The organism is Salidesulfovibrio brasiliensis JCM 12178, assembly GCF_001311825.1.
Lineage (GTDB): Bacteria > Desulfobacterota > Desulfovibrionia > Desulfovibrionales > Desulfovibrionaceae > Pseudodesulfovibrio > Pseudodesulfovibrio brasiliensis.
In genome coordinates, this window is record NZ_BBCB01000026.1 from 20,724 (window position 1) to 35,839 (window position 15,116).

The window sequence follows — 15,116 nt, forward strand, 5'->3', positions numbered from 1 at the left end:
CACGCAAAAGAATCTTCGTGCATCCCGCCAAAAGGTCGGCTTGATCTTTCCCTGCCGAACCAACTCGTCATACCGTAGCCGTTCATAATCCACTGGTCGCATAATTGCCTCCTTCGCGTCTTGATTTGCTCGCTGTCTCCAAGTATGACCGTGGGGAATGATATGTCCAATATATAAAGAAGTGGCCTTTGATACATTTGGAGTATCGATATGAATCTGCGGCAGCTTGAGTATTTCAGAGCGGTGGCTGAGGAACTGCATTTCGGACGTGCGGCCAGGAAGATGCATGTGGCGCAGCCGCCGCTGAGCCAGCAGATCAAGAAGCTGGAGGAGGAGCTTGGCGTGCTGCTGCTCAGGCGGGACAACCGCAACGTCTCGTTGACGCCCGAGGGCCGCAAGTTCCTGTGCGTGGTCCGAAACGCGCTCGGCACGCTGGAGAACGGTGTGGAGCAGGTGCGGATGATGTCCCGTGGCGAGGTGGGGCGGCTGGGCGTCGGGTTCGTGCCTTCGGTGGCTCATTCGTATTTCACGGAGGCCGTGGCGGAATTCCGCGAGCGACATCCCGGCATCGTGCTGGACCTCTACGAGATGGATTCCGTGGAGCAGCGGCGGCAACTGCTGGATGAGGAACTGGACGCCGGGATCGTCTTCGGCCGTTGTTCACGATCTTCAGAGTTGAATTTCAGGGTGTTCCTGCGTGATCCCTACCTGTTGGCCGTTCATCGCAACCACCGGCTTGCCGAGGCGTCCTCGGCCCGGCTGGAGGACCTGCATGGCGAGGACCTGATTGTTTTCCCTCGGGCCGTTCATCCCAAGTCCTATGACGAGTCTTTGGCGGTCTTTCACGCGCGCGGCATTGAGCCGAACATCGTGCAGGAGGCGGCGTCGCATCACACCAAGCTGGCGCTCGTTTCCACCGGCATGGGCATCGGGCTGGTGCCCAGCCGCATGGCTGCCGTGTGCCCGGACTGCGTCAGGTTGTTGCCGTTCGACTGGCAGGGCGGCAAGGCTGCGTGCAAGAGCGTTCTTGATCTTGCGTGGCGTGCGGGCGACGCCTCTCCGGCGCTGGCCTGCTTTCTTGCTGTGATGGAGGAATACTGTCCCGAGCCCTCTGACGCCTGCACCCTTGGCTGTGGCGGGTAATCGGGCACCCGCTCCCGGCCCAACGGGATTTGACGGAAACAGAAAAGGCCCCGCGCACTTGGTGCACGGGGCCTTCATTGTCAGCTTGGGATAGCCGGGTCGGACTAGTACATTCCGCCCATGCCGCCCATTCCGCCCATGCCGCCGGGCATGGCCGGGGCAGCGGCGCCTTCCTTCTCGGGCTTTTCAGCGATGGCGCACTCGGTGGTCAGCAGCAGACCGGCCACGGAAGCGGCGTTCTGCAGCGCGGTGCGGGTGACCTTTTTCGGGTCGATGACACCGGCCTTGATGAGGTCTTCGTACTCGGAGGTGGCGGCGTTGAAGCCGAAGCCGTCCTTGCCGGCCTTGACCTTCTCGACCACGATGGAGCCTTCGAAACCGGCGTTGCCGGCGATCTGGCGGAGCGGCTCTTCGATGGCGCGGGTGATGATGGCGATGCCTGCGGCTTCGTCGTCGTCAACGGCCTTGAGCTCGGCAAGAGCCTTGGTGGCGCGGGCGAGGGAAACGCCGCCGCCGGGGACGATGCCTTCTTCAACGGCAGCGCGGGTGGCGTTCAGGGCGTCTTCCACGCGGTCCTTCTTCTCCTTCATCTCGATCTCGGTGGCAGCGCCGACGTGGATGACGGCAACACCGCCGACGATCTTGGCGAGGCGCTCCTGGAGCTTTTCGCGATCGTAGTCGGAGGAGGATTCGTTGATTTCGGCGCGGATCTGCTTGATGCGGGCCTTGATTTCATCGGCGTTGCCTGCACCGTCGACGATGGTGGTGTTGTCCTTGTCGATGACGACGCGCTTGGCGGAGCGAGGTCGTTGACGGTCAGGTTCTCGAGCTTGATGCCGAGGTCTTCGGACACGACCTGACCGCCGGTCAGGACGGCGATGTCCTTGAGCATGGCCTTGCGGCGTTCGCCGAAGCCCGGAGCCTTGACAGCGGAGACGTTCAGGGTGCCGCGCAGCTTGTTGACCACGAGGGTGGCCAGCGCTTCGCCTTCGATGTCTTCACCGATGATGAGCAGCGGACGGGACATCTTGGCGACCTGCTCCAGAACCGGGAGAAGTTCCTTCATGTTGGAGATCTTCTTCTCGTTCAGCAGGATGAGCGGCTCTTCCAGTTCGCAGGTCATGCGCTCCGGGTTGGTCACGAAGTAGGGGGAGAGGTAGCCGCGGTCGAACTGCATGCCTTCGACGACATCCAGAGTGGTTTCGAGGCCCTTGGCTTCCTCAACGGTGATGACGCCTTCCTTGCCGACCTTGTTCATGGCTTCGGCGATGATGTTGCCGATGGTGGCGTCGTTGTTGGCGGAGATGGTTCCGACCTGTGCGATTTCCTTCTGGTCGCGGGTCGGCTTGGCGGCATTGCCGAGTTCGGCAACAACGGCTTCCACGGCCTTGTCGATGCCGCGCTTGATGGCCATGGGGTTGCGGCCGGCAGCCACGAGCTTCACGCCTTCGGTGAAGACGGACTGGGCGAGGATGGTGGCGGTGGTGGTACCGTCACCGGCAACGTCGGAGGTCTTGGAAGCGACTTCCTTGACCATCTGGGCGCCCATGTTCTCGAACTTGTCTTCGAGTTCGATTTCCTTGGCGACGGAGACACCGTCCTTGGTGATGACCGGAGCGCCGAAGCTCTTTTCGATTACCACGTTGCGGCCCTTGGGGCCGAGGGTGACCTTGACGGCGTTTGCCAGCTTGTCAACGCCGGCCTTCAGTTTTTCGCGTGCCTTGGCATCAAAAAGAATTTCTTTGGCCATTGATGTATCTCCTTACAGAAAGTTGTGTGAATTCTCGGAATTGGAACCTTAATCGTATATCGGGCCGGGGCCGTTACTCGACGACGGCGAGGATGTCGTCTTCGCGCATGACGAGGTGATCTTCACCGTCGACCTGCACTTCGGTACCGGCATACTTGGCGAACAGCACTGCGTCGCCTTCCTTGACGGTCATGGCAACGCGCTTTCCGGCATCGTCCAGCTTGCCGGGGCCAACGGCCACGATCATGCCCTTCATCGGCTTTTCCTTGGCGGAATCGGGGATGATGATGCCGCCTGCAGTCTTCTCTTCCATTTCCAGGCGTTTCACCAATACGCGGTCGTTCAGCGGTTTCAGTTTCATACCTCTATACCTCCAGGTATCAAGTGTGGTTTTTTAGGTTTTTCCGTGTCGCGTTCCGGCGTGTCTCCGGTGCGTCCCAGCGGAAGACTCGGAGATAAATAAGCACGGTCGTTTCCCTGTCAAGCGGGGTGCCGATTTTTTTCCGCATTTCTCGGCGGAGCTTTTGCTGTCCGTTGAGGAGGCGGGTTGGAACACATGGCGCGGGGCCGTGGTGTGCCGCCTGAAGCTTTGGGGCTTCGGACTCGGGCAGTGTGGTTGTACGGGAGTCGTGCGGTGCTGTCCACCTTCGGTCGGTAACGCGTTCGTGACCGTCTTTGACACGGCGTAACTTGCCGGAAACACGAATCGTGTCGGTATGCATTATACTCCTGCAAACCTGATGAGGAGCACGCCATGCAACAGACCACCGAGTCCCCGATTTTCCGCCTCGACGCCCCGTATCAGACTCCGTTCAAACGCGCACTGTTCAACATCGCCACCAAGCCCCTGACCAAGATCCTGCGTTTCGACACCCTGAACTCGCTCTACGCGAAATATCAGGAGCAGGACGCAGGCGGCGAGTTCGTGGACCGGGTACTGGAAATCTTCGGCATCACCCTTGAACTCGGCGGCCGTCCGCTCTCGAAGATTCCTTCCAAGGGCCCGCTCATGGTGGTGGCGAACCATCCCTTCGGCGCGGTGGAGGGCGTCATCCTCGTCAAGCTACTCAAGCAGATCCGGCCGGACGTCAAGGTCATGGCCAACTACCTGCTCGGCAAGATCCCCGAAATGCGGGAAAACCTCATCGCAGTCGACCCCTTCGGCACCAGCGACTCGGCCAAGGCCAACATCTCCGGCCTCAAGGAGAGCATGCGCTGGCTCAAGGACGGCCACCTGCTGGCTGTCTTCCCGGCAGGCGAGGTCTCCAGCCTCAAGGTCGGCCGCCGCATGGTCGCGGACCCGCCGTGGAGCGAGACCGTGGCCCGCATGGTCCGCAAGGCCAAGTGTCCTGTGGTGCCCATGTTTTTCAACGGCCGCAACAGCGCGGTCTTTCAGGCGGCGGGCATGATTCACCCCCGGCTTCGCACCGTGCTTCTGCCGCACGAGAACCTCAAGCGGGCCAGCCGCAAAGTGCAGGTCTCGGTGGGCGGCCCCATCGCCTACGAACGCCTCGAATCCTATGAAACCAACCGCGAGCTGACGGATTATCTTCGTTTCAGGACCTATGTCCTGCGCCGCCAGCGGCCCTCGCTCTTCAAGCGCCGGGAAAACCCCAAGCGCAAGATGGCGCAACTGGCCAACGGCATGTCCAAGCACATCCTCGCCAGCGAGGTCGCGGCCCTGCCGGACGAGCACATGCTGGTGCAGAGCGGCGACTACAGCGTTTTTCAGGCCGAGGCATGGCGCATCCCCCGCATCCTGCGCGAGATCGGCGTGCTGCGTGAAAAGACTTTCCGCGCCGTGGGAGAAGGCACCGGCCTGCCCATGGACATCGACGCCTACGACGACACCTACCGTCATCTGGTGCTCTGGAACAATGCCGAGCGCGAGGTCTGCGGCGCATACCGTTTCGCCCTGAGCGATGAGATTCTTGAAAAGCAGGGGCAGGACGGCATCTATTCGGCCTCGCTTTTCCGCTTCAAACCCGGCTTTCTCAAAACGCTGCAACCCGCGCTGGAGCTGGGCCGTTCCTTCATCCGCGCCAAATATCAGCGCAGCTACCAGCCGCTTTTGATGCTCTGGAAGGGGCTGGCCGCGTTCGTGGTCAAGAATCCCCGCTATTCAAAGCTGTTCGGTTGCGTGAGCATCTCTGGCGATTACTCCCGCGTATCGCGCGAGCTGATGGTCAGCTATCTGCAGCGCCACTGTTTCGACGCGGAGCTCGCCACGCAGGTGACGCCCTCGACCCCGCTCAAGCCCAAGGCGCTCGACAGGCTCGACGTTGCCTTCTCCGAGGCCGTGTTCAGCGACCCCGAGGACATCGGCGGCGTGGTCACGGACGTGGAGGACGGGCGCGGCATCCCGGTGCTGCTCAAGCAGTACCTCAAGCTCGGCGGCCGCATCCTCGGGTTCAACGTGGACCCGGACTTCGGCAACTGTCTGGACGGGCTGATTCTGGTGGATCTGGTGAACACCGACCCCAAGATTCTGGGCCGGTTCATGGGCAAGCAGGGCGCCGAGGCGTTTCTGGATCACCACGGCAACCACACCCCGACACCGCTTCGCGCGGCCTAGGCATCATTCTTCAAGGTATTTGGCCACGAGTTCGTCATAGCGTCCGGACTCGCGCAGCTTTTTCAGCCCGGCGTTGAAGTCGGCGCAGAGCTGTTCGTCGTTGAAGCCCACGCGGTACTCGGTGGGTTCAAAGATGTCGTGCACCACATGGGGCCGCGACAGGTCCACCATGTCGCTCTCGGGCGTGGCTTTCAGCAGCGCCTTCAGGATGTGGCGTTCGATGATGATGACGTCCACCCGGCCGGAAAAGAGCAGGTTGAGCTGGATCATCTGGTTGGCGGTCTCGGAATAGCTTTTCATCCACGGGATGACTTCCGCAAAGCCGCGCCCCAGTCGCAGGTCTGCCCGCTGGAAGGCTGAGACGCTTTTGCCCCTCAGGTCGGCGGGTTGCTGTATCTTCAGCCTGTCCTCTTTGAGTGAAATGGCGACATTGTGGTAGAAAATGTGGCTGTCCGAAAGGCATTCGGCTTCTATTGCCGTCTCTCGGTTCATGGTCAGCGCCGCATCGGCCATCCCTTCCCGCAAGAGGTCCGGCACCCGCGCTAGAGGCGCAAAACAGACCCTGCTCGAATGTCCTGCCAGTTTCAATGCTTCCCTGACGATATCGACTTCAAGCCCCCGGTTGTCCGCGCGCATGACGTAGGGCGGCATGGACTGTCCCACCGACAGCACGACCTCGCGTGCGTGGGCGAATGGCGCGACCAGTGCGGCCCAGACAAGAAGCTGAAGGAGCACAAACCCTATTCGGCGCATAGGGTATCATTGCCCGAGCCGATGGAGAAATCAAGCGGGTTATTGAATTCCGGAATGGGTTTCGATCAAAGACCCTTCTTCCTCTCAATCCACTTGTCCACCTGCGGCGTTGCATAGGTCTCGAACTGGTCGAGCAGGCCGCCGGGCTTTGGGGGCCTAAGTGTACGGATTGATCTACATTTGAGTGGCAAGGAGATGGTCTGGAGGTGGCCGGGTGAATTTTCCATGCCCATCCATTTTTCAATCGAGGTTATTAGTCTTTTCTGGCGGAGAGGAGAGGATTTGAACCTCCGGTGGCCGTAATCACACACGTTTTCCAGATGACTTCCTATGTTTCAACTCTGATTTCAGACAGTTACATAGTATTTGAAGGCGTCCTACAGTCTGTTTTTCAGCAGGTTGCCTCAGCAAATGCTAGGCAATTATGTAGCAAGTTTCAAAATCGAAGAGTCTTGATTGTGTATGAGGAGAGTTGTAGTCTTCAGCGACCTGAAATAGACTTTACGTACAGCATGAGATTGGAGGGATTCAGTGGAGAATTTTATCAACCTCAACATGTCTCGTAGAATAGCGGAAGCTGTTGCTACAGGTTCATTGGCAGCGATACCGACAGTTGGTCCGGGGTTAGCTGTTGGATACACGGTGTTCCAGATATGCATGGATCGCGTAGCGGAATGGAAGAGCCACCAAGCCGAAAAGCGAATCACCGATTTTCACCAAAGACTCCTCAACGAAGAAGAAGCAGTTCCTTTTAAAGAGGATGATATTCAGGACTACACTAGGCTGATTGAAGCCATGATCCGGGACGATGAGGACGAAAAGGCAGAGTACTACTCCAGACTATTTTCCTCAATTGCAAAAGGCAAATTCGACAAAATAGAAAAGTTGGAAATACTGAAAATTGTTAAGTCATTAACCTCATACGACATAGAGCTTGTGCGAAGAAAATATGTGACACTGAACTATGACGTTAAGAGCGTAGTTCCTAACATCGACCTAATCAACCCATACAGCCTTCCAAGATTACTTGATCTGCATATTATGGAAGAAACAGAAGAAAGCTTGGATTTGTCGGACATCGGTAATAGATTCCTGCACCTGATATATTCTGAGGAGGAGCTAACACCAGAGGCTATTGGCAAAACAGTATGGAGAAACATCACCTACTACCGATTATCTTTTTCCGATTTGAATGAAAAAGAACACCAACTGCATGGGCGTGTAATGGATGCTCTTTCAAGAATCCTACACGAATACAACTTCAAAACGAAAGGCCACGGGCTTTTAAACTCTCAAGTCGAAGACTACCCCTTGCTTTATCCGGGGAGATTAATGGTTATCCACGATGGAGACATAAAAGGGAAACTGGCAGAAAAGCTATCGCGCATACTAAGCGGAGGGTGTGGAATCGCAGTTTGTGTCACCGACGACCCGGAATCGGATTCGTTGGCACACTTAAAAGAAGGTGGAAAAATGATCTACCTCACCATGCCCAAAAGCTATGAATCCATACCTGAAATCGAAAATAAACTTCGAGAGTTTATGGAGTTCATTGTCGAACACGAAAAGGCCAATCAAGGGAAGCCATGATAGATTATATCAAATACAAATGGGAAATTTGGAAGCTGGACCGTGAAGAAAGCAAACTATTTGCGCCCTATAAGAAGGATTTTCGGGCAGCATTGAAAGCGGGGGATGAGCATGCCCATATGATTTACGAACCGATTGATATTGACCTAATGCACCTTAATGCTGAAAAAGACGAAGTGCATAGCTCCTACCTTAAAAAACTCGCATGGAAACTGGACATCCCTTGTCCACACCCTCCGGCCAAAGGAACAGGTTGGTGGACTATTGTGCGTATCAATGGCCCCTATGTGCTGACTCAGAAAGGCAAGCACGAACTTCGCAAAGAGATAGACACGGCTCTAGCCCGCAGAAGGCAGCCTATCTACTCGCTGTTTTCACTAGTTACTGGTTTGGTCGCCGCATTGACCGGATTAGCTGCTGTTTTGATGAAGTAGGCCCAAACCACCATATCCAGATAAGGACCATTTTTCGTGACACAACCCCAAGAGGCAAACGGACAACAGATGTGAACTGTTGATCTAGATAAGATACTTCGAGTGGCGAAGGTCTCAATCAATCGAGCCTATATCTTTTCTGCGTTGAGTGAAAAAGTAAAAAAAGACCGAAGTACCAAGTATCGACTTAGTCCGGGTTGTGTGTTTGGGCTTGTACCGCACGAAGCTTGGATTGAGAGTCAGAGCGATTACAAAGAAGGATTCCAAGAGTGGGTAGTGAACAAGTGCGTTGAAGATATGATTGAATCTTTTGAAAACGTAATGGGTTACCTCTAGGAGGTGCTGCCTGTGTCAGCAGATGCTCCCTCTAAGTATCAGCCTAAGAATTTCAAAAGGTCTCAATCCATTCAAGAAAGAATCACGACACTCAAAAAGATCGGTATCGACGTGGATTGTGCCGATAGTATCATAACTCTCGCCAAAGTGAAGAACTGTTTGACCCATAGGCAAGGCTTTGTCGGGGATGATGACCTCAAGAAGTCAGGAGGGCAATTCAAATGTATCTGGTACTATGTCGATGCCGAAGCAGTTGGAAAAAAGAAAGGCCAAGAGTGTGTTGTGAACATGGAAACTCCGGTTCACGCCACAGTTTGATAATAGGCAAGCGAAAATCGTAATCAGGTGGGCCAAAAGAGAACGGGTGTTTGCAAAGGGAGAAAGGATTTGCTTTGCAGTACATGAGATTCAAGATATCTGTTTCACCATTACCAATGCTGTGAATTCTCTTTCCCGAAACTTCTTAGCACGAATTGAGGAGTGGGGAGCCGTTGTCACACGCCTCTCAAAACATGAAAGCTAGCCGGAAGCAGATCACTATTCTTCTTCCGGTTTAGGGGGATTGTGGGCGTAGTAATCCTGAGCAATCTCGTTCCGCTGTTCTTCGAGAATGCCTTGCAGCTTTCTGAGGGTCTGAGGGTCGTCTCTCAGGACAAGCACATCTGGATCGAGCGGGACACGATATTCCAGTTTATTGTCGGGGAAAATAGTTCCAAGAAAATGCTTTTGGGCAGATATGCTTATGTCAGAAAGGTATGATGTCATCTCAATCGATAATGATGAATACTTTTTGGCTGCATTTTGTAGATTGTCTATATCTTGCCTTGTTGGAGTACGAAGTCGCGCAATACGGTGTAGTTCGGTCAAGGCATCTTCGTTAGATGCTCCAATAGGGATTAGGGGGGTCGCTGCATGTTGATATTTTGATGACACTTCTTCGTACTTTCTACTATGAGACCCAAGCATTTGAGCAAATATTTCAAAATTCTTTCCAGTAATAGCATATCGTTCAAGCAATAAAAGTATCTCAGTTACTGCTTGAGCAGCCTTGTAATGTAAATCAATCAGATCAAGCCTATTGTGGCTTATCGTTGTGTAGGGATTGTGTGGGGTATGGCAGTTTTCCCAAAATAAAGAAAGCTGAATAGATGCTTTTGTGTGTGCCGTGTTGGAGGTAATCAGTGCCGATGAAGCAATGTCCAGCTTGTCAGCAATTTTTTCATATATATCCGCCTTGAGTGCTTCCTTTGCATTTTTCCTTTGTTGCTTTAGTGCAAGCCACCCTGCCAGCAGGACACTTGTGACAGTCGATCCGAAAGTAAAAAAGTGAGGGAGGTAGGTTTCGAGATGAATTACTGTTTCCTGAGAGGTCGCATTGTCCATTTAATTATCCCCTATTGGTATCGATTGGTGTCCAGTAATTATCCCCTCATTCTTTTTTTGTACAGTCGCAGTTTGGATTTCATGTGACAGCAGTCCATCTAGAGTATACCCATTCTGGACAGCCTAAAAAAGCTGATAATCTGTGTATGTGAAATTCAAAAACTATAAGTTGATACTCTGTCATTTCAAGCCCCCAGATCAAACCAAAAGGCCCCGCACAGAATTCTGTGCGGGGCCTTTGTTGCAAACATGAAGAAGTGGTTAGTCTTCGCGGCTGGTGATTTCCAGCAGATGGTAACCGAACTGGGTTTTTACCGGGCCATGAACTTCGCCGACCGCTTCGTTGAACACGACAGTGTCGAATTCCGGGACCATGGCGCCGGGGCCAAATTCACCGAGATCGCCGCCTTGCTGACCAGAAGGGCAACTGGAGTGTTTTTTCGCCAGTTCAGCAAAATCAGCGCCGTCCTGAATCTGTTTTTTCAGGTCCAGACAGGTTTGTTCATCGCTAACCAAAAGATGCCGGGCAGTTGCTTTTGCCATGTGTGTGCTCCTATACGTTTGAATACAATTTAATATGCCATGTAATTTGCCGTTACGACTTTGCAAGTCGCAAAAACTCTTACGAATTGGAAGCCGTTCTACAACCCTTTCTTCCTCTCAATCCACTTGTCCACCTGCGGCGGAACATAGGTCTCGAATTGATCAAGCAGGCCGCCGGGTGAGGCGTCGGTGAGGACCATGCTCCTGTGCTCGTTTACGAGGAAGCCTTCCTGCACCACCTTGTCGAGGAATGTGGCGAGGCCCGAGTAGTAGCCGTTCACGTCCAGCAGGCCGCAGGGCTTTTGGTGGTAGCCGAGCTGATTCCACGTGAGGACTTCAAAGAATTCCTCCAGCGTGCCGATGCCGCCGGGCAGGGCGATGAAGCCGTCTGCCAGTTCGGCCATCTTGGCCTTGCGGGCGTGCATGGACGGGACAACGTGCTGGCGGGTCAAGTTCGTGTGGGCCACTTCCTTTTGCACCAGAAGCTCCGGGATGACGCCGATCACCTCGCCGCCTTCGGCAAGGGTCGCGTCAGCCAGCGTGCCCATCAGGCCCACGCCCGAGCCGCCGTAGACCACGGCAAGCTCCCGGCGAGCCAGCTCGCGACCGAGGTCGCGGGCTGCGCTGCGGTATTCGGGCGAGTTGCCGGGGTTGGAGCCGAGAAAGACGCAAATCCTTTTCATCTCAGCCCTCCACGGCCACGCGGATGGCGTCCGCGAATTCGTCCACCATGGCCTCGGTGGTGTTCCATGAGAGCATCCAGCGCAGGCTGCGCTCGGTCTCGTCCCAAATGTAGAAATAGTATTCGTCCATCAGTGTCTCGAGCGCCTTTTCCGGCAGGCGGGAAAAGACCGCGTTGGTCTCCACTTCGCCGATGATCTCGACACCGTTTACCGCTCCGGCCTTCTGGGCCAGCCGTTCGGCCATGGCGTTGGCGTGGTTGGCGTTCTCGCGCCAGATGCCGTCGCCGAGGTAGGGGATGAACTGGGCGGCGATGAAGCGCATCTTGCTGACGAGCTGCATGAACTGCTTGCGGAAAAAGGGGATGGCCTCGCCGATCTCCGGGTTGAGCAGCACCACGGCCTCGCCCATGACAAGCCCGTTCTTGGTGCCGCCGAAGGAGAGCAGGTCCACGCCGAGGTCGGTGGTCATCTCCTTGAAGGTGCAGTCCTGCGCGGCGCAGGCGTTGGCGATGCGCGCGCCGTCCATGTGCACCAGCATGCCGTTCTTGTGCGCGAAGTCGCACATCCTCCGGATTTCGCCGGGGGTGTAGAGGGTGCCGAACTCGGTGCACTGGGTCAGGGAGATGACGTGCGGCTGGTTGCGGTGCACGAAGCCGAGGCTGGCGAGGTGCGGTTCGATCTGCCCGGGCGTGATGCGGCCGTCTTCGGACGGGAGCTGCACCAGCTTGAATCCGCCGATGGCCTCGGGCGCGCCGCATTCGTCCATGGTGATGTGGGCGTGCTCGGAGCAGAGCACCGACTGCCACGGCTGGCAGACGCAGCGCAGGCCGGTGATGTTGGCGGCGGTGCCGGTGGTGACGAAAAGGTACGGGCCTGCGGGCCGAAGTGTTCGCGGAAGAGCGCCTCGGCGCGGGCGGTCACGGGGTCTTCGCCGTAGGCTTTGGCAAAGCCGTCGTTGGCGTCGGTCAGGGCTTGGAGCACGGCGGGATGTGCGCCGGAGTTGTTGTCGCTGGCAAAGGATTTCATGATCTAGAGGCCTTGTTCTGAATTGATGAATCGTTGAATGTCGGGGTCGGCAAGGAGCAGTTCGGCCCATAGGGCGTATCCGGCTGCGTCGGGGTGAATGCCGTCGCCCTGTTTCAGTCCTTCCAAATATCCGGGGCGGTCCCGGAGCAGGTGAAGGCTGGAACCATACGGGATGCCGCGTTCGCGGGCAAGGGTGGAAAACAGCCCGTCCAGACGCGCCGCGGCAGGTTCGTAACCATCGCGCAGGGCCGGGGGCGGGCCGATCATGAGCACCGGGCCGACTTGCGTGAGGTCGTCGAGCAGCGTTCGGGCATTCTCGTCAGTTGTCTCAAAAGGCACGCCGCGCGCGATGTCTGCCGCGCCCATGCTCAGGACGTTTCTTAACGGGCCTTCCATGGTACGGCGGCCCAATTCCTCCGCACAGCGCTGGCGGATGTCCGTGGAGGTGTTGGCGCGGATGCCGAGGTTGTACCACGTCAGGTCGTTTCCGGCGCGCATGGCGGCAACCGCAAGCCGCCCGGCCCAGCCCAGCCCTTCGGTGTCGCCGTATCCGGCGGTGAGGGAATCGCCGATGAAGATCATCTGCATGGCGCTACTCCTTGGTACGCGCGGTGGCGCTCGTGATGGTCAGGGCAAAGGCCGTGGTGATCGTGAGGCCTTTTTCATGGTAGGGCATGGCTTCCCCGCCGTATTTCAGCGTGAGGGCGTCCAGCGCGTGCATGAAGCGTCGCCGGAAAGCTCTTCGGGCGTGGCGGTGCCGCAGACGCTGCGGAAACGGTAGCCCATGGAGCAGGCGTGTTCCGTTGCGGGCTTGAACACGAGATCCGTGGCGGCGCTGAAGGCCACGACGGACCCGGTGCGCAGGATGTCCGCCTTGCGTCCTTTCAGGCCGGAGTGGATGTAGAGCACATCGCCGCTTCTGGCGTGATTGACCGGGACGCAGTACGGACCGTCTTCGTCGCTGAGTGCCAGCCAGAGCACGTCGGCACGGTCCAGCACGTCGTTGACGGTCAAGCGGTCGGTGGTGGTTCCCTTCTTCATGGCGCTCCCCTTTATCATTTTCGGTAAAGGGTTTATTACTGCGACATGCCCCCGAACACAACAGTCGGCCTGACATCGGTGATCGTTCCGGTCCTTGGCGAGGCCGCGTCCATCGGTTCCGTGGTGGAAAATGTCCGCCGGGCGGCCGGAAAGCGGCCTGTTGAGATCATCGTGAGTGACGGTGATCCGAGCGGAAGCACGCTGGCCGCGCTGGATGATCCCGAGGTTGCGGGCGTGCTCGCGCCAAAGGGGCGCGGGGCGCAGATGAACGCCGGAGCGCGGGCCGCCAGCGGTGACGTGCTGCTTTTCCTGCACGCTGACACGCGACTGCCGGACGACGCCATCGGCATCGCGCGCCGCGCTCTTGCCGAACATGACGCGGGTTCGTTCTCCGTGCGCTACGACACTGAAAGCATCTGGGTGCGTTTTCTCGGCATGGTCAGCAACATGCGGGCGAGGCTGGAGCGCGTGGCCTACGGCGATCAGACGCACTTTTTCCGCAGGGACGTGTTTGAACGGCTGGGCGGCTACCCGGAAATCCCGATCATGGAAGACGTGGAAATGTACCTGCGCTTGCGTGAAGAAGGATGTCGTGTCACATTTCTTACTAACAAGGTATGGACCTCTGCCCGCAGGTATGAAACCGAAGGACGGTTTTTCCGGCCGTTCAGGAACGTGGTTCTGCGTATCCGGCACCGGCTCGGGGCGTCGCCGGAAGACCTTGTGCGGGCCTATAGGCCCCAGAACGAACTGGACGGGCCGGAAGCCCGCTGATCCACATTCGCGCAATTCGCTGGAGCGACAATGAACGGCTGCATTCTCTTATTCGTGAAGCTTCCCATCCCCGGCAGGGTCAAGACCCGGCTTGCCTCCGAAACCTCGGACGAGGCCGCCTGCGAACTCTACCGCGCCCTTGTCGAAGGGGTTCTCGCCCGGTTGGAGGCGCTGGAAGTGGACGTGGTGGTCTGCTACGCACCCGAAGACGCCCGGCCGCAGATGGTCGAGTGGCTGGGGACTGACAAGTTTTATCTTTCGCAAAAGGGAGCCGACCTTGGCCGCCGCATGGAGAACGCCTTTCGCGAGACGTTTTTCATGGGCTATGATCGCGCCGTGCTGGTGGGCAGCGACATTCCCGGCCTTGATGCCGAGGAGTGCATGTCCGCGCTCAGGGCGCTTTCGCCCAAGCGGGCTTCGGTGGGGGCAGCCGGTGACGGCGGGTACTACCTGATCGGGTTTGACCGCCGCAACTTCGTGCCGCAGGCTTTGCAGGCATCGCGTGGGGCGGTCCCAACGTGTTCGGGGTGACGGTGGACGCGCTGGAGCGCAAGGGGCTCTCGGTCTCGCTGGCGCCGCGCCACATGGACATCGACACCCTTGACGACCTGCACCACTTCCTTTCATCCCCCGATGTGGCGGGCTGGGAGGGGACGGAGTTTCTGAAGCTGGCCCGGGAGATGACCGGACTGACCTAGAAGTCCATCAGTCCGAGCGGGTCGAGGCGCTTTTCCGCATTTCGGCGGAAGATCACCACGTCGCAGAACAGGTCTTCCTCGATGGTGATTTCCCATTCCCCGCCGGAACCGAAGCTGTTCCACAGCTCGGTCCTGATTCCCTGACGCACCTTGATCCGCACTTCCTCGGCTTCGGCTGTCCGCAGTTTGTCGAGCATGGCCGGGACAAGGCCGCAGGTCACTTCCCTGAGATCGAATTCCGGTATTTCCATGAGCTACTTCCCTATGCAGAAGGAGTCGAAGACGGCGTTCAGGACGTCGTCGGGCGCAATGCGGCCGGTGATGGACGAGAGCGCGTCGCAGGCGGCTTCGAGCCGGACGCCGAGCAGGTCGTGCGGGACGCCGTCC

General features: G+C 57.2%; 18 protein-coding genes and 1 pseudogene. 7 read left to right on the plus strand and 12 right to left on the minus strand.

Going from position 1 to position 15,116, the window contains the following annotated elements:
- The first annotated feature begins 210 nt into the window (after positions 1-210).
- Positions 211-1,143, plus strand: a complete 933-nt coding sequence (locus JCM12178_RS08480) for a LysR family transcriptional regulator (protein WP_054650483.1) — start codon at positions 211-213, stop codon at positions 1,141-1,143.
- Positions 1,144-1,247: 104 nt separating this feature from the next.
- On the opposite strand, the pseudogene groL reads toward JCM12178_RS08480, so the two are convergent.
- Both groL and groES read right to left on the minus strand, forming a co-directional pair.
- A pseudogene (gene groL, locus JCM12178_RS08485) lies at positions 1,248-2,893 on the minus strand (chaperonin GroEL).
- Positions 2,894-2,966: 73 nt separating this feature from the next.
- Complete coding sequence (gene groES, locus JCM12178_RS08490) at positions 2,967-3,254, minus strand: co-chaperone GroES (RefSeq protein ID WP_054650485.1); 288 nt, start codon at positions 3,252-3,254, stop codon at positions 2,967-2,969.
- Positions 3,255-3,647: 393 nt separating this feature from the next.
- Here groES and JCM12178_RS08495 point away from each other — a divergent pair, with 393 nt between their 5' ends.
- A complete protein-coding gene (locus JCM12178_RS08495; RefSeq protein ID WP_054650487.1) occupies positions 3,648-5,468 on the plus strand; it encodes a bifunctional lysophospholipid acyltransferase family protein/GNAT family N-acetyltransferase in 1,821 nt (606 codons plus the stop codon).
- Between the two features lie 3 nt (positions 5,469-5,471).
- Here the strand turns inward: JCM12178_RS08495 and JCM12178_RS08500 are convergent, their stop codons facing one another.
- Together JCM12178_RS08500 and JCM12178_RS19610 are read right to left on the minus strand one after the other, a co-directional pair.
- Complete coding sequence (locus JCM12178_RS08500; protein ID WP_172677097.1) at positions 5,472-6,203, minus strand: substrate-binding periplasmic protein; 732 nt, start codon at positions 6,201-6,203, stop codon at positions 5,472-5,474.
- 83 nt (positions 6,204-6,286) lie between these two features.
- Entirely contained in the window at positions 6,287-6,448 is a 162-nt protein-coding gene (locus JCM12178_RS19610; RefSeq protein ID WP_245628688.1) for a hypothetical protein, read from the minus strand.
- Between the two features lie 304 nt (positions 6,449-6,752).
- On the opposite strand from JCM12178_RS19610, the gene JCM12178_RS08505 reads away from it, so the two are divergent.
- Positions 6,753-7,811 (plus strand): hypothetical protein, encoded by a 1,059-nt coding sequence (locus JCM12178_RS08505; protein ID WP_054650491.1) that lies wholly within the window; start codon positions 6,753-6,755, stop codon positions 7,809-7,811.
- On the plus strand, positions 7,808-8,245 hold the full coding sequence (locus JCM12178_RS08510; RefSeq protein WP_054650493.1) for a hypothetical protein: 438 nt from the start codon (positions 7,808-7,810) through the stop codon (positions 8,243-8,245). The genes JCM12178_RS08505 and JCM12178_RS08510 overlap by 4 nt, the downstream gene beginning before the upstream one ends.
- Before the next feature lie 873 nt (positions 8,246-9,118).
- On the opposite strand, the gene JCM12178_RS18275 is transcribed toward JCM12178_RS08510, so the two are convergent.
- From JCM12178_RS18275 to JCM12178_RS08545, 7 genes are all read right to left on the minus strand, one after another.
- The gene (locus JCM12178_RS18275) at positions 9,119-9,964 is read right to left on the minus strand and encodes a hypothetical protein (protein WP_157054834.1); all 846 of its coding nucleotides are present in this window, start codon (positions 9,962-9,964) and stop codon (positions 9,119-9,121) included.
- 261 nt (positions 9,965-10,225) lie between these two features.
- A complete protein-coding gene (locus JCM12178_RS08525; protein WP_054650499.1) occupies positions 10,226-10,507 on the minus strand; it encodes a peptidylprolyl isomerase in 282 nt (93 codons plus the stop codon).
- Between the two features lie 98 nt (positions 10,508-10,605).
- Entirely contained in the window at positions 10,606-11,190 is a 585-nt protein-coding gene (locus JCM12178_RS08530; protein ID WP_054650501.1) for an LOG family protein, read from the minus strand.
- Between the two features lies 1 nt (position 11,191).
- A complete protein-coding gene (locus tag JCM12178_RS08535; RefSeq protein WP_369404487.1) occupies positions 11,192-12,286 on the minus strand; it encodes a threonine aldolase family protein in 1,095 nt (364 codons plus the stop codon).
- Complete coding sequence (locus tag JCM12178_RS08540) at positions 12,220-12,804, minus strand: GDSL-type esterase/lipase family protein (protein ID WP_054650503.1); 585 nt, start codon at positions 12,802-12,804, stop codon at positions 12,220-12,222. The genes JCM12178_RS08535 and JCM12178_RS08540 overlap by 67 nt, the downstream gene beginning before the upstream one ends.
- Before the next feature lie 4 nt (positions 12,805-12,808).
- Positions 12,809-12,937: a hypothetical protein gene (locus tag JCM12178_RS20485; protein ID WP_284690211.1), complete on the minus strand. Its 129-nt coding sequence runs from the start codon at positions 12,935-12,937 to the stop codon at positions 12,809-12,811.
- Positions 12,910-13,257, minus strand: coding sequence for a pyridoxamine 5'-phosphate oxidase family protein (locus JCM12178_RS08545; protein ID WP_245628689.1), 348 nt, complete (start codon positions 13,255-13,257; stop codon positions 12,910-12,912). Before JCM12178_RS08545 ends, JCM12178_RS20485 begins: the two co-directional genes overlap by 28 nt.
- Positions 13,258-13,302: 45 nt before the next feature.
- Between JCM12178_RS08545 and JCM12178_RS08550 the strand changes: the two genes are divergently transcribed.
- From JCM12178_RS08550 to JCM12178_RS08560, 3 genes are read left to right on the plus strand one after another with little or no spacing between them, the layout of a single operon-like run.
- Positions 13,303-14,031 carry a TIGR04283 family arsenosugar biosynthesis glycosyltransferase gene (locus JCM12178_RS08550; protein WP_054650505.1) on the plus strand — a complete coding sequence of 243 codons (729 nt, stop codon included), beginning with the start codon at positions 13,303-13,305 and terminating at the stop codon, positions 14,029-14,031.
- Between the two features lie 30 nt (positions 14,032-14,061).
- Positions 14,062-14,562, plus strand: coding sequence for a TIGR04282 family arsenosugar biosynthesis glycosyltransferase (locus tag JCM12178_RS08555; RefSeq protein ID WP_054650507.1), 501 nt, complete (start codon positions 14,062-14,064; stop codon positions 14,560-14,562).
- On the plus strand, positions 14,550-14,729 hold the full coding sequence (locus JCM12178_RS08560) for a hypothetical protein (protein ID WP_054650509.1): 180 nt from the start codon (positions 14,550-14,552) through the stop codon (positions 14,727-14,729). The genes JCM12178_RS08555 and JCM12178_RS08560 overlap by 13 nt, the downstream gene beginning before the upstream one ends.
- On the opposite strand, the gene JCM12178_RS08565 is transcribed toward JCM12178_RS08560, so the two are convergent.
- Positions 14,726-14,980 carry a hypothetical protein gene (locus JCM12178_RS08565; protein ID WP_054650511.1) on the minus strand — a complete coding sequence of 85 codons (255 nt, stop codon included), beginning with the start codon at positions 14,978-14,980 and terminating at the stop codon, positions 14,726-14,728. The genes JCM12178_RS08560 and JCM12178_RS08565 overlap by 4 nt on opposite strands.
- Positions 14,981-15,116 lie beyond the last annotated feature (136 nt).

Coding starts and splice junctions, on each gene's coding strand:
- JCM12178_RS08480 (WP_054650483.1), top strand. CDS start 211: ATGAATCTGCGGCAGCTTGAGTATTTCAGAGCGGTGGCTGAGGAACTG.
- groES (WP_054650485.1), bottom strand. CDS start 3,254: ATGAAACTGAAACCGCTGAACGACCGCGTATTGGTGAAACGCCTGGAA.
- JCM12178_RS08495 (WP_054650487.1), top strand. CDS start 3,648: ATGCAACAGACCACCGAGTCCCCGATTTTCCGCCTCGACGCCCCGTAT.
- JCM12178_RS19610 (WP_245628688.1), bottom strand. CDS start 6,448: ATGGAAAATTCACCCGGCCACCTCCAGACCATCTCCTTGCCACTCAAA.
- JCM12178_RS08510 (WP_054650493.1), top strand. CDS start 7,808: ATGATAGATTATATCAAATACAAATGGGAAATTTGGAAGCTGGACCGT.
- JCM12178_RS18275 (WP_157054834.1), bottom strand. CDS start 9,964: ATGGACAATGCGACCTCTCAGGAAACAGTAATTCATCTCGAAACCTAC.
- JCM12178_RS08525 (WP_054650499.1), bottom strand. CDS start 10,507: ATGGCAAAAGCAACTGCCCGGCATCTTTTGGTTAGCGATGAACAAACC.
- JCM12178_RS08530 (WP_054650501.1), bottom strand. CDS start 11,190: ATGAAAAGGATTTGCGTCTTTCTCGGCTCCAACCCCGGCAACTCGCCC.
- JCM12178_RS08535 (WP_369404487.1), bottom strand. CDS start 12,286: ATGGGCCGAACTGCTCCTTGCCGACCCCGACATTCAACGATTCATCAA.
- JCM12178_RS08540 (WP_054650503.1), bottom strand. CDS start 12,804: ATGCAGATGATCTTCATCGGCGATTCCCTCACCGCCGGATACGGCGAC.
- JCM12178_RS20485 (WP_284690211.1), bottom strand. CDS start 12,937: ATGCACGCGCTGGACGCCCTCACGCTGAAATACGGCGGGGAAGCCATG.
- JCM12178_RS08545 (WP_245628689.1), bottom strand. CDS start 13,257: ATGAAGAAGGGAACCACCACCGACCGCTTGACCGTCAACGACGTGCTG.
- JCM12178_RS08550 (WP_054650505.1), top strand. CDS start 13,303: ATGCCCCCGAACACAACAGTCGGCCTGACATCGGTGATCGTTCCGGTC.
- JCM12178_RS08555 (WP_054650507.1), top strand. CDS start 14,062: ATGAACGGCTGCATTCTCTTATTCGTGAAGCTTCCCATCCCCGGCAGG.
- JCM12178_RS08565 (WP_054650511.1), bottom strand. CDS start 14,980: ATGGAAATACCGGAATTCGATCTCAGGGAAGTGACCTGCGGCCTTGTC.